The following is a 13450-nucleotide window of genomic DNA, read 5'->3' as shown; positions in this document are numbered from 1 at the left end:
GTTCAGATCTTCTGTGCCAGGGACACGGTGAAAATGCCCCACTCATCCACGCGCTGGGTGATCTTGCGAAAGCCCGCTGCTTCGACGAGTTGGTCCATTTCCGCCTGGCTGCGCCGGCGCATCACCCAAGCCTGACCCTGACGGTGGCTGGTAAGCGCACGGGCAATCAGCTCCAACTGCGGGTGCCACGGTTGGCCGGTGTAGACCAGGTAACCACCTGGCTCCACGGCTTCGGCCAGGCCCGCCAGTGAACCGCCGACCATGGCGTTATCGGCGAACAATTCGTACAGGCCAGACACCACGGCCAGGGACGGCTTGGGGTCGAGGGCGGCCAGGTCGGCGCGGTCGAACGCGTCGCCTTTGACGAACTGGGCGATGTCCCCCAAACCCTTTTCGCGAATCAGCGCGCCACCGTCGCGCACATTGATATCGCTGTAGTCGCGCAGCAGGATCGACTCCGGCAACGGCGAGACGCCCTGCAAGGCTTCAAGAATGTAACGGCCGTGGCCGGCGGCGATATCGACGATACGGACTTCGCGGTGATCATCACGCAGCTTGGCCATGGCCAGGCGCAGCAGCTCTTCGACGTTCAGCTTGCGCTGGCGAATACCACGCCAGCCGATGGAATTGAGGTAGTTGGTATCGATCATCCGCCCCAGCCCGCCCTTGCCGGTAGGCTTATTGCGATACACGTAGTCCAGGGTGCTGCCGGAATCGAAGCCGGTGTCGAAGCCCAGCTTCACCCCATCCGACAGGTTCTTGCCCAGGCCCATGCTGGCGCGGGTCATGCGCCAGTACAGGTCGCGCAGTGAATTGCGTGGCAACGGCGCGGCGAGGGATTCGGATTCGGCGCACGTGGCGCCAAGTTTGTCTGCATCCAGTAAAGAAGCGCGGTCCAGCGGGTGGGCGAAGTTCTGCAAGATAAAGCGCTTGGCGCTGCTCACAGCCACGGCGCGATCACGTTCGCCGAGGGTGTCGTGAAAAAAGCCGGGGAGGATATGCAGCTCTTTTTTAAGGCTGCCGAGGCGGTCGAAGAACTGCTGCTGGGGTTTACGGTGCACCACAAAGTCGGAGCCCGAAATAAGCAGTTGGGTCGGCACCTGGATCGCCTGGGCGTCGGCGACAACCCGGGCGGCCGCTTCGTAAAGGCCCAGCAGCACATTCACCGAAATGGCCTTGGTGATCAGTGGATCGCTGTCGTAGGACGCCACGCGTTCGGGGTCATGGCTGAGGAACTTGGCCTTGACGTAGCTGTTGACGAAAAAGTTGCCACGAAACTTGCGCATCAGTGCCAGGCCGGGGCGGGCGAAGGGCACGTACAGCTTGACCTTGAAGGCTGGCGAGGCGAGCACCAGGGCGCGGATTTTTGGCGCGTAATCATGAACCCAGGTGGCCGCGATCACCGCGCCGACGCTTTGGGCGATGACGGCGATGCCTTCCTCCTCGATGCCGTAGGTGGCATTGATGTGGTCACAGAAAGTCTGCACATCGCGGGCGCTGGTGGCAAAGCTGGGGCTGTCGCCGCGCTCGCCTGGGGATTGGCCGTGGCCACGGGCGTCCCAGGCGAAGAAGTCGAATTCAGGCAGGCCCAGTTCATCCACCAGGTGGGCAATACGCCCCGAGTGCTCATGGCCGCGATGGAACAACAGGATCGCCTTGCGCGGCCCGACACCTGCCGTGGCCGGCCAGTGCCGATAGAAAAGCTCGACGCCATCATGGGTACTGAAGGTGTGCTGTTGCTGTTCGCGCATCGCAAAATCCTTATGCAGAAGGGAGAGATTGTTGTTCTTTGAGGCCCTGACGCACCCGGTTGACCAAGGTATAGGCGAGCAGGGCGGCGACCAGCCACATCACCGCCTCCACCCAACCGGCGCCGAGCCAGCCCAGCGCCACGCCCGTGGCCAGCACCCCGAGCACGAACGCCCGATCACTCTTGCCCATGGGCCCGTCATAACGGCGCGACGCGCCCACCATCGGCCCCAGCACTCCGGCGTATTCGCTGAATACCGCAAGCAGCGTCACCAGCAGCACCGGCGCCAGGCTCATATCGGGGATCAATGCAAAGGGCAGGATCAGCGCACTGTCGGCGATCACATCGCACAATTCATTGAGGTAAGCACCGAGGCGCGACTGTTGGCCGAATTCCCGGGCCAGCATGCCATCGATGGCATTGAGCGCCATGCGCACAATCATCCACAGCGGGATCAGTGCAAACAGCCAGAGGTGTTGGGCAAAGCCCGCGATCAACAGCCCCACCAGCAGGGAAACAACCCCGGCCAGCACGGTGATCTGGTTGGCGGTGGTGCCGTTGTCATAAAGGCGCTGCACGAGAGGCCGCAGCAGGTTTTGAAAACGCGGTTTGAGTTGGTAGATGGAAATCATGGGGGGTGGCGCTTCCTTGTCCGTGAACCCGCGAAAAACTGTCTGAAGTGTGCCGACTAATCGCAGCCGACACCAGTGATGGCTCGTGTTTATAGGGGATTAGTCACGCTCTTGAGCATAATCAATCACCGCTTGTGGGAGCGTCCTATGGGGCCTCAACAGCAGGTGATCGAGTTCGTGTCTATAGTTACATCTCTACACACGCAGAGGGTCGCAAATGTCTTCGACTTTGCACCGACAGACACCGACTCTGAGGGTGACAGACGCGCGTAGGTTGCAAGTAGCGGTCGTTGCGTATCACCGACAGACATTAGACGAGGCACTGCAGGCACGTACCGAAAGGTATTCGCGCGATGTCCTTGGTCGAGTGCATGCACAATGGGACACGCGATTGTGGGCAACGGTGGTGAAACAGGGGAGCCCAACCAAGTTATGACCCATAGTCTGTCGGGCCAGCTGTTGCGTGTTGAAAGCGTAGATGCGGGCTGGCGTGTCAACCTTGTGGGCGACGCAGCTCAAACGCTGCATAGTTGGGATGGGCGGGGTACTGTCCGGCGGGTGTGCTATGACTCCCAAATACGTCAGGTTAGTGTGAGCGAAGAGTCAGCGACCACTCTCCAGACCTTCGTCGAGCGGCTGACGTACGGATCATCGACTGAAATGGGCAATCGTTGCGGTCGGCTGGTTCGGCATGACGATGGGGTCGGCAGCCAGGTTTTTGTCGATTACGGTTTGCTGGGGCACGTTGCAGGCCAGACTCAACAGTTTCTCAAGGCATTGGTACCCGCGGATTGGCCTGAGTCTTTGGATGAGCGCGACGCGTTATTGGAGACAGATCACCAAGGCGCGGCAATGCGGTATCTCACGCAATGGCATCACGATGCGTTGAATCAGTTGCTCCGCCAAACCGATGCGTTGGCGAATGTGCAGAGCCATTGCTACAACGTGGCGGGTGAACTGGTTCAATCCAGTCTGACTGAGGATGGAAAACCGGAGCAATTGCTGCTCAGCGCGGTCCGCTATAACGCTTGTGGTCAAGTCGAATCCCAGCTGGCGGGTAATGGTGTCATTTCCCGGCCCGGCTACGACGCCCGCAGTGGGCGACTATTACGACTGAACACAATCCGGCAGGATAAAGTACTCCAGGACCTACATTATCAGTGGGACCCCGTGGGTAACCTGCAATGCTTGGAGGACCGGGCACAACCAACCCAATGGTTTGATTCTCAACGAATTGTCCCCGTTAGCACTTATCGCTACGACACGCTTTACCATTTGATTGAGGCCACCGGACGGGAAAGCGTCCTGGCCGGCATTCAGCCTGGCCTGCCCGGTGTTGTACTACCAGGAGGAGGTGACGCGAGTCGGTTGCGTAACTACACGCAGGTTTACACCTATGACCTCGGCGGAAATCTAATCACGCTCAAGCATGGCAGCGAACCCTTGCGCATGATGAAGACAGCCGAGCGTAGTAATCGAAGCATGTACATGGCCGATGAGATGAATCCACCGGATTTAGCCAATGGGTTTGATGCAAACGGCAATTTGTTGATGTTGGACGGCGCGCAGAGGATGACATGGGACGCCCGTAATCAATTGCACCAAGTCACCCAGGTGCTGCGCAAGGCGGGGCCTGCGGATAACGAACGGTATTTCTACCATGGCACTGGGCAGCGTGGACGCAAGGTACGAGTGTGGCAGGCAAAGTCTGTTGAGCATGTGGCCCAGGTCATGTATCTGCCGGGTTTGGAGATACACAGCGATACGGCGACGGGAGAAGTCCTGCATGTCATCAGCGTGGCGTTAGGGCGCAGTCAAGTTCGACGGTTAAACTGGCGAGCGAACGGTCGCAAGAGACTACCTGTCCCACAGTGGCGCTACAACGTTGATGACCATCTGGGCAGCGTTGCGTTGGAACTCGATGAATATGGTGACGTGATCAGTCATGAGGGGTATTACCCCTTCGGTGGTACGGCGTGGTGGGCGGCCAGAAGTCAGACTCATGTTAATGGCAAGACCATCCGTTATTCAGGCCAAGAGCGGGATGCGACCGGATTGTACTATTACGGTTCGCGTTACTATGCGCCATGGCTGATGCGCTGGATCAACCCGGATCCCTCGGGCGAAATCGATGGGCTGAATCTGTATCGAATGGTCCGAAATAATCCGCTCCGGTATCGAGACCACGATGGCAGGGCTCCGGAAGTCGCCGACGACTATTCGGATAATTCCTCCAGTGCCCATGTTCCGGCTTATCGACAGAATCCAGAGACATTCCGGCGTCGTGACGTGGATGCTCACGTCGCCGCCGAGCGCCGGGACGCCGTGGAGAGGAGCATGACTCACCGTATGTATGGCGAGCACCGCGTTGAGTCTACTTACACGTCTGCTTCAATCCCAGGCAGGTATCGGTTCAGAAACGAATTCTTGCCCGGCCGCTGGCGCTTGATGGAAAACTACCGTGCGCCAGTAGAGGGGCCCAATGCTACCGACGTTACCTGGCATCAGTATGAAATGATTTCAAGGCATAACAATTTTTACGGTGTTTTACCGCAAGCCATTGTGCGCTGGAACGTTCAAAACAATGAGGCTCTGCTTGCTACGCAGCAGCAGGAAGGCATGCTGGAGCGGTTTTTGGCCAGTGAGGGCAATGGCCGTTCAACTCAGAGAATCATGACTGCTTTCGGCCTGCGTGCTACGGGTATCACGCGACAGGAAGTTTACGATTATCAACTGGGGGCGGACGTTGACATCATAGAGGTTCATGTCGAGCCTCAGCCTGTTCTCGAACCCGCTCCGATGGTTAGGAGCCCGTCCCTGGAGGCTTTGACTCGAGCAGTAGAGCGAGACTTGCGCCGTGCGGCGCGCAACCCTGTCTCACGGGTTGCCCATCGTGTTTGGCGAAACATGCGTAGAGTCATTCAAGGTAGCAGTGCCCGACGTGCCCTGAGGTAACTCTGTGAAGGCCGGACAGCCGACGGATATTTTGCGAGTGCTCCTCGACCTAAATGTGCGAACGGGGTTGAGAACAAAAATTTCACGCTTCGTGTTATATCGTAACGAATTGTGTGCAAATGGGCGTTGAGCAGATGCAAGTGGATCTAGAGGCTGACGGGTCTTCGGTTGAAGGCCTCGCGCGTTTTCAGCAGGGGCTGTTCCACGCCCGTCGATTGCGCCAGGCCGGTATAGGCCTGACAACCCTGGCTCTCAGTGGTTGGATATTGGCGCTGTTCGTAGCGTTGTTTGCACCCGTGTCGATCTGGCCGGTGGTATTGATCAATTGCGCGTCGGCCCTGCTGCTGCTGGTGGCCGGCTTGCAGTCGGCCTGGTGGGTGGCCGATTGGCGTGCCCAGGCGCTGGAAGCGCCGAGCGGTGAAGCGGTCGAACAATCCATCGAGCCTACACCCTGGCATAGGGGCCTGATCAACCGGTTTGGCAACGGCCTGTTGGCGCAGATTGGCGCACCGGTGCTGTGGTTGGGCGGCTGGTCGTTGCTGGCGCTGGTCAGCATCCTGCAGTTCTGGAACCTGGGCTTGCCCGCTGCTGCCATCGGGCAATCGGCAAGTATTGGCGCAGCGCTCGCTTTGGCTCTGGCGTTTGGCCTGCTGGTATTCGAACGCCGCCTGGGCCAGGAAACCGCTGCCCAATGGCCGGAAGCCTCACAGTTGGCGCAATTGAGCCGGATGGCAATTATCTGCCTGGTGCTCAGCGCGATCTGCCTGCTGTTTGCCAATGCGGAGTCGGTCTGGCCGCTGCGCCTGGCCACCTTCATCGGGCTCCTGCCGGCGCTGGTAGCGCTGGAATTCCTGCTCAGGGGCGTGCTCTCGTTGTTCAGCCCGCGCCAGCCGCGCCTCGAACCGCGCTTGATGGCGCAGAGTTTTATTGCCGGCCTGCTGCGTTGGCCGCCGCAGCCGTTGCTGGCGTTGCAGCATGAATTGCACAACCGCTTTGGCATCGACCTGCGCCAAATCTGGGCCTTTACCTATATGCGCCGAGCTTTTTTCCCGGTGCTGCTGGTGGTGCTGGCAGTAGGTTGGGCGCTGACCGGTGTGCATGAAGTGCCCCTGCAAGGCCGTGGGATTTATGAGCGTTTTGGTAAACCGGTCGAGGTGTTCGGCCCCGGGCTGCATGCGGGTTTGCCGTGGCCGTTGGGCCGCGTACTGAATGTTGAAAACGGCGTGGTGCATGAGCTGGCGACCAGCGTCAGTGACGCCGCCACACCGCAGTTGGCCGCAGCCGAAGGCCCGGCGCCGTTGATCGCCAACCGCCTGTGGGACGCCAGCCATGTGAATGACAAATCCCAGGTTATTGCCAGCAGCAGCGGCGACAAGCAGGGCTTCCAGATAGTCAATATGGACGTGCGCTTTGTCTACCGCATCGGCCTCACCGATCAGGCCGCGCTTGCCGCCACCTACAACAGCGCGGATATCCCGACCCTGATCCGCAGCACCGCCAGCCGCATCCTGGTGCACGATTTTGCCTCGCGCACCCTGGATGAATTGCTCGGGGAGGAGCGCACCAGCCTCGCCGACGAGATTGGTCGCAGCGTGCAAGCCGACCTGCAAACCCTCGACAGCGGCGTGGAAATTCTTGCCACGGTGGTCGAGGCGATCCACCCGCCGGCCGGTGCCGCCAACGCTTACCACGGTGTGCAAGCCGCGCAGATCGGCGCCCAGGCTTTGATCGCCCGTGAACGCGGTGCCGCCAGCGAACAGACCAACCAGGCGCTGCTTCAAGCCAGTACCGCCCGCGATCAGGCCCAGGCCAGTGCCCGCGAAGTGAATGCCGGCGCCCAAGCAGCGAACCTGCGCTTTGCCGCCGAACAAAAAGCCTACGCCGCTGCGGGCCAAGCCTTCGTGCTGGAACAGTACCTGGGCCAACTGAGCCAGGGCCTGGCCCAGGCCAAGCTGCTTATTCTGGATCATCGTTTGGGTGCCGACAGTGCGCCGACGATCGATCTACGTTCTTTTACCTTGCCCGCCGACCCGTCGGCGCCGCGCAAAGCCGTTCAATAAGGAGTTCGTCTGTTGAGCGCTCATTCCCACGATCATGATCACGGTCATCACCACCATCACGGCCACCACCATCACCATCACGGCGATGAGCAGGCGACCGGGCCTTTTCCCTGGCGGCGCATGGCGTGGGCGGTGTTGCTGGTGCTGTTTGCCGTGGCAGCGGCGAGCCTGGTGCAAGTGCGTTCCGGCGAGGCCACGGTGATTACCCGCTTCGGCAACCCTGCGCGCGTGCTGCTGGAGCCGGGCCTGGGCTGGCGCTGGCCGGCACCGTTCGAAGCAGCGATCCCGGTGGACCTGCGCCTGCGCACTACGTCCAGCGGCTTGCAGGATGTGGGCACCCGCGATGGCTTGCGGATTATTGTGCAGGCCTATGTGGCGTGGCAGGTGCAGGGCGATGCCGACAACGTGCAGCGTTTTATGCGTGCGGTGCAGAACCAGCCGGATGAGGCGGCGCGGCAGATTCGTACCTTCGTCGGCTCGGCGTTGGAAACCACGGCGGCCAGTTTTGACCTCTCCAGCTTGATCAATACCGACGCCAGCCAAGTGCGCATTGCTGATTTTGAAGCGCAGTTGCGCCAGCAGATTGATCAACAATTGCTCACCACCTATGGTGTGCGCGTGGCGCAGGTCGGTATCGAGCGCTTGACGTTGCCATCGGTGACCCTCACCGCCACGGTTGACCGCATGCGCGCCGAGCGTGAAACCATCGCCACCGAACGCACCGCCGTGGGCAAGCGCGAAGCGGCGCAGATCCGCTCCGCTGCCGAGCGAGATGCGCGCATCATGCAGGCCGATGCCACCGTGAAAGCCGCCGACATCGAAGCGCAGTCGCGGGTTGAAGCTGCGCAGATTTATGGCCGCGCCTACGCTGGCAATCCGCAGCTGTACAACCTGCTGCGCTCGCTGGATACCTTGGGCACGGTGGTCACGCCGGGGACCAAGATCATCCTGCGCACCGACGCCGCGCCGTTTCGCGCACTGGTGGATGGGCCGAAGGACCTGCAGCCATGAGCGAGCCTGAAAGCCCGGACAGCCCGTGGATCCAGGCCGGGCGCCTGACGTTCCTGGCACTGTACGCGGTCACTGTATTGGCGGCGTTGGCCTGGGCCTTTTCCAATGTGCGCCAGATCGACCCGCAGAATCGCGCCGTGGTCCTGCATTTTGGCGCCCTCGATCGCATTCAGAACGCCGGATTGTTGCTGGCTTGGCCGCAGCCTTTCGAACAAGTCGTCCTGCTGCCAGCGGCCGACCGGGTGATCGAACGGCGGGTGGAAAACCTGCTGCGTTCCGATGCGGCGCTGCAGGCCGATCGCGTGGCCAGTTTCGCCACCCCCTTGAGCGATGCCCTGGCCGGCTCCGGCTACCTGCTGACCGGCGATGCCGGGGTGGTGCAGTTGGACGTGCGGGTGTTCTACAAGGTGACCGAACCCTACGCCTTTGTGTTGCAGGGCGACCACGTGCTGCCGGCCCTGGATCGGCTGGTGACACGCAGCGCCGTGGCCCTCACCGCTGCGCGGGATCTGGACACCATCCTGGTAGCCCGCCCGGAACTGATCGGCAGCGACAATGGCGCCGCCGAACGGCGTGAGCGGCTGCGCGGCGACCTGGTGCAAGGCATCAACAAACGCCTGGCGGAGTTGGCGGCCAGCGGCTTGGGGCTGGGTATCGAAGCCACCCGCGTCGATGTGCAATCGAGCCTGCCTGGGCCTGCGGTGAATGCGTTCAACGCGGTACTGACCGCCAGCCAGCAAGCCGATAAAGCCGTGGCCAACGCCCGCACTGAAGCGGAAAAACTCACCCAGACCGCCAACCAGGAAGCTGATCGCCAGGTGCAAGTCGCCCATGCCCAGGCCAGTGAGCGCTTGGCCAATGCCCAGGCGCAGACCGCTACCGTTGCCAGCCTCGCCCAGGTCAAAGACCCCGGTTTGCTGTTGCGCCTGTACCGTGAGCGCTTGCCGAAGATTCTCGGCCAGGCCGGTTCCGTGACCACCGTCGATCCCAAAGACGACTCCCGTTTGATCATCCAGGGAGCCGAGCAATGAGCGCACCCATGCTGACCTCAGCCGAGCAGCGCAGCGCTGCCCGGCAATTGACCTTGGCGATGCTCGCCCTGGGCTTGCTCGTGCTGGGCCTGGTGTGGCGCTGGCTCGCGCCCGACCAGAGCGGCGTCAGCCAGCTGCTGCTTGGCGTGGCATCCCTGTTGGTGGCGGTGCCGGTGATGCGTTCGGCCTGGTACAGCCTGCGCTTTCCGAGCCTGCACGGCATCACCGACCAATTGATCGCCCTGGCCATGCTCGGCGCCTGGGCCACCGGTGATCTGCTCACCGCCGCGTTGCTGCCGATCATCATGATCTTTGGCCATGTGCTGGAAGAGCGCAGCGTGATTGGCTCCCAGGAAGCGATCCATGCCCTGGGCAAACTCACCCGCAGCCACGCCCGCCTGGTGCAGGCGGACGGCAGCATCACCGAAGTGGATAACGGCACCTTGAACACCGGCGATATCGTCGAAGTGCGTGCCGGTGACCGCGTGCCGGCCGATGGCGTGGTGTTGTCCGGCCAGGCGAGCCTGGACACGGCGCCGATCACCGGCGAGTCGGTGCCGTTGGAAGCCAGCGTGGGCGTGCAGGTGTTTGGTGGGGCGATCAACCTCGATGGCCTGCTGCGCCTTGAGGTCACGCGTACCGGCAACGAATCGACGTTGGGCAAAGTCATTGCGCTGATGCAGAACGCCGAGCGTTCCAAGCCGCCGATCACCCGGCTGCTGGAGCGCTACGCCGGCAGCTATATGGTGTTGGTGCTGTTGCTGGCGGCGGTCACCTGGTTTGTCACCAACGATGCGCAGGCGATGCTGGCGGTGTTGGTGGCGGCGTGTCCGTGCGCTTTGGTGCTGTCGGCGCCGGCCACCGCTATTGCGGGGATCGCCGTGGCGGCGCGCCATGGCATTCTGATTCGCAGCTCGGCGTTCCTGGAAGAACTGGCCGACCTGACATCACTGGTGGTCGACAAGACCGGCACCCTGACCTTTGGCACCCTGCGTTTGCAGTCCATCGAGACCGCCGCGCCGGATCGCCAAAAGCTGCTGAACCTGGCGGCCAGCCTCGGTTCGGCAAGCAGTCATCCGGTCAGCCGAGCGTTGGCGGGGTTGGCGACCCAGGAGCAGATGCGGGTGCTTAGCGACATTCGCGAGCGTCAGGGCCTGGGCGTGGTCGCCCAGACCGAGCAGGGCGAAGCGGCGCTGGGACGGCCGGAGTTGTTTGAACAGTTGGGCATCGTCACCACCGCCGTGCCCACCCATGATGGCCCGATTGCCGGGCTGGCGTTGAACGGCGAGTTCCTCGCCTGGCTGCTGTTGGCCGACAGCGTCAAACCCGAAGCGCGCCAGGCCCTGCAAGAGCTGCGTGACTTGGGCCTGGGCCGCCAACTGCTGCTGACCGGTGACCGCCAAAGTGTGGCCGATAGCCTGGCGCTGGACGTGGGCATCAGTGATGTCGAAGCCCAAGCGCTGCCGGAAGACAAGCTCAACCGCGTGTTGGGCGAAATCAGCAGTGGTTTCAGGCCAATGGTGGTGGGCGACGGCATCAACGACTCCCTGGCGCTCAAGGCCGGCGTGGTCGGCGTGGCCATGGGCGCGGGCGGTGCGGACATCGCCCTGGCCTCGGCGGACGTGGTGTTGATCGGCAGCGACTTGCGCCGCCTGGGCACCTGTGTGCGCTTGAGTCGCCAGTGTCGGCAGACGTTGCAGGTCAATGTGATCATTGGCTTGGGCTGGACACTGGCCATTGTGGTGTTCGCCGCATTTGGCTGGCTGGGGGCGGCGGGCGCGATGATCGCGGCGGTGCTGCATAACCTCAGCACCTTGCTGGTATTGGGGAACGCCGGGCGTTTACTGCGCTTCCAGGAGCCGCTGTTGAAACTCGACGAATAATTTCAGAAATATTTGCTCACGGCTGTAACGCCGACAGGAGGCCTCACTCTAGTGCTGTGTCGAGACTGAACAATCCGTTCGGACCGGCTCCACTACTGATCATGAGGAATACAACAATGAGCATTAAATCCGCTGCTGCTGGTGCCGCCCTCGCAATGGCCGCTGCTTCTCTGTTCGCGGGTGTGGCCACCCAGGTACAAGCGGCAGACGCCACCGTTCACTGCTACGGCGTGACCTCCTGCAAAGGTATGAACGACTGCAAAACCAAGGACCACGCGTGCAAGGGCCAGGGCGAGTGTAAAGGGATGGGCTTCAAGGCCATGACCAAATCGGCCTGCGACGCCGCTGGCGGTAAAGTCGGCGAGTAACCGGCAAACAAGTGCAACCGCGGCGGCTGCCTGCTACCGCTGCGGACACTTTGCCCTGGAGTGAGTCATGTCCGCGTCCCTTCCAAGTCTGGGTTACGGCCTGGGTTTACGCAGTGAGTACTACCACCAGATCCTAGAACAGTCGCCGGCCGTGGATTGGTTCGAAGTGATCTCCGAGAATTACCTGGTGCAGGGCGGCAAGGCCTTGTATTACCTGGATGCGATAGCCGAACGTTACCCCTTGGTGATGCACGGTGTGTCGTTGTCCATCGGCGGGCCACATGCCCTCGATATGGATTACCTGAACCACATTAAACAGCTCGCAGAGCGCATTCAGCCGGCGTGGATTTCCGATCACCTGTGCTGGAGCCGCGGCAGCGCGCACCAGTTACATGACTTGCTGCCCCTGCCTTACACCGAAGAAAGCCTCTACCACGTGGCCGGCCGCGTGCGTCAGGTGCAGGACGTGTTGCAGCGCCCGCTGGTGCTGGAAAATGTCTCAAGCTACGTGCGTTCCAAGGCGGATGAATTCACCGAGTGGGAGTTCCTCAACGCCTTGGCCCACCTGAGCGGCTGCCAATTGCTGCTGGACGTCAACAACGTCTACGTCAGCGCACGCAACCATGGTTTTGATGCCTGGACGTTCATTCGCAACCTGCCACCCGAAAGCATTCGCCAGCTGCATTTGGCGGGGCATATGGACTATGGCGACTATGTGGTCGATACCCATGACCATCCAGTGTGCGACCCCGTTTGGGCGCTTTATCAGCAAACTTTGGAGCATTTGGGCCCGGTGTCGACCTTGCTGGAACGCGATGACCATTTTCCGCCCTTCGAAGAGTTGCTCACCGAGTTGAACAAAGCCCGTGAGTTGGGTGCCAGCGCCTTGGCCCGGAGAGCGTTATGCGCCTGATCGACTGGCAGTTGGCGTTTGAACAGCATCTATTATCCGAAGCGCCCGCGGCCAACAGCGGCTTTGCCGCCACCTTGCTGGGAGGGCCGACGTTTGATGTGGACACCGGCCTGGCGATTTACCACAACGCCTATCTGTCGCGACTGCAAGAGGTGCTGCGACATGACTTCGGTGCTATCTGGTATTGGCTGGGAGATGAGCAGTTTTGCTCACTGACCGAGGCCTACATCCGCCGTTATCCGTCGGCCCATTACAGCGTGCGCTGGTTGGGCGAGCGCTTTGCGATGTTTATCGTTGAGCATTTGATGGCTGCGCAAAGTGCGCCTTTGGCTGAGTTGGCACGCCTGGAGTGGGCATTCACCTTGGCGTTTGACGCCGCCGAAGGGGAGCCGCTGACCTTGAATGACATGGCGCATTTGGCGCCTGAAGACTGGCCCACCTTGCAGGTTGCGCTGACGCCTTCGGTGCAGCAGCTGCTTTGCCGTTTCAACACGGTGGCGATCTGGCGAGCCAGCAAGGATGAGTCGGATTTCCCCGGCAGCCAGGCGCTGGAACCGGCGCAAATCTGCCTGGTGTGGCGCAACCAGAACCGCTGCCACTACCGCAGCCTGGAAGCCGCTGAAGCCTGTGCGCTGTCGGGCATGGTGACCATGGGCTGGAATTTTTCAGAACTGTGTATTGAGCTGGCGGTCACTTATTCAGAGGGGGCGTCGCTGCAAGCGGCCACTTGGCTGAAACAGTGGGTCCAGGAAGGTTTGCTCGAGCGCCGAGCGCCATAGAAGGGGGGCTATTCATTCGATAGCTTCCTACTTTGTTTGGCATGGTCTACCCTCACAGCAGACGTCTG

10 protein-coding genes are annotated in these 13450 nt (G+C 61.3%); 8 read left to right on the top strand and 2 right to left on the bottom strand.

The genetic code is table 11. The annotated features are described in order from the left end of the window. Positions 1-2: 2 nt before the first annotated feature. Both ACP7CZ_RS14840 and ACP7CZ_RS14835 read right to left on the bottom strand, forming a co-directional pair. Positions 3-1751 (bottom strand): bifunctional alpha/beta hydrolase/class I SAM-dependent methyltransferase, encoded by a 1749-nt coding sequence (locus ACP7CZ_RS14840; protein ID WP_072445677.1) that lies wholly within the window; start codon positions 1749-1751, stop codon positions 3-5. A 10-nt stretch (positions 1752-1761) separates the two neighbouring features. Further along, positions 1762-2382, bottom strand: a complete 621-nt coding sequence (locus tag ACP7CZ_RS14835; protein ID WP_057975210.1) for a CDP-alcohol phosphatidyltransferase family protein — start codon at positions 2380-2382, stop codon at positions 1762-1764. A gap of 432 nt (positions 2383-2814) precedes the next feature. Between ACP7CZ_RS14835 and ACP7CZ_RS14830 the strand changes: the two genes are divergently transcribed. The 8 genes from ACP7CZ_RS14830 (at position 2815) to ACP7CZ_RS14795 (ending at position 13382) form a co-directional block, all read left to right on the top strand. Next, positions 2815-5337, top strand: a complete 2523-nt coding sequence (locus ACP7CZ_RS14830) for an RHS repeat-associated core domain-containing protein (RefSeq protein ID WP_052200009.1) — start codon at positions 2815-2817, stop codon at positions 5335-5337. A gap of 134 nt (positions 5338-5471) precedes the next feature. After that, entirely contained in the window at positions 5472-7397 is a 1926-nt protein-coding gene (gene hflK, locus ACP7CZ_RS14825) for a protease modulator HflK (RefSeq protein ID WP_294188593.1), read from the top strand. Positions 7398-7406: 9 nt separating this feature from the next. After that, the gene (hflC, locus tag ACP7CZ_RS14820) at positions 7407-8408 is read left to right on the top strand and encodes a protease modulator HflC (RefSeq protein ID WP_161793234.1); all 1002 of its coding nucleotides are present in this window, start codon (positions 7407-7409) and stop codon (positions 8406-8408) included. Further along, the gene (gene hflK, locus ACP7CZ_RS14815; protein WP_003195796.1) at positions 8405-9439 is read left to right on the top strand and encodes a protease modulator HflK; all 1035 of its coding nucleotides are present in this window, start codon (positions 8405-8407) and stop codon (positions 9437-9439) included. Before hflC ends, hflK (ACP7CZ_RS14815) begins: the two co-directional genes overlap by 4 nt. After that, positions 9436-11322, top strand: coding sequence for a cation-translocating P-type ATPase (locus ACP7CZ_RS14810; protein ID WP_294188590.1), 1887 nt, complete (start codon positions 9436-9438; stop codon positions 11320-11322). Before hflK (ACP7CZ_RS14815) ends, ACP7CZ_RS14810 begins: the two co-directional genes overlap by 4 nt. A gap of 116 nt (positions 11323-11438) precedes the next feature. After that, positions 11439-11690: a membrane protein gene (locus ACP7CZ_RS14805; protein ID WP_003195792.1), complete on the top strand. Its 252-nt coding sequence runs from the start codon at positions 11439-11441 to the stop codon at positions 11688-11690. A gap of 67 nt (positions 11691-11757) precedes the next feature. Beyond that, on the top strand, positions 11758-12603 hold the full coding sequence (locus ACP7CZ_RS14800; RefSeq protein ID WP_014720573.1) for a DUF692 domain-containing protein: 846 nt from the start codon (positions 11758-11760) through the stop codon (positions 12601-12603). Continuing rightward, entirely contained in the window at positions 12594-13382 is a 789-nt protein-coding gene (locus ACP7CZ_RS14795) for a DNA-binding domain-containing protein (protein WP_294188581.1), read from the top strand. Before ACP7CZ_RS14800 ends, ACP7CZ_RS14795 begins: the two co-directional genes overlap by 10 nt. The last annotated feature ends 68 nt before the right edge of the window (positions 13383-13450 follow it).

The organism is Pseudomonas sp. DWP2-2, from assembly GCF_049897065.1.
Classification (GTDB): Bacteria; Pseudomonadota; Gammaproteobacteria; order Pseudomonadales; family Pseudomonadaceae; genus Aquipseudomonas; species Aquipseudomonas paracarnis.
The sequence above is the reverse complement of the archived record's forward strand: the minus strand, read 5'-3'. Positions and strand labels throughout refer to the sequence as shown.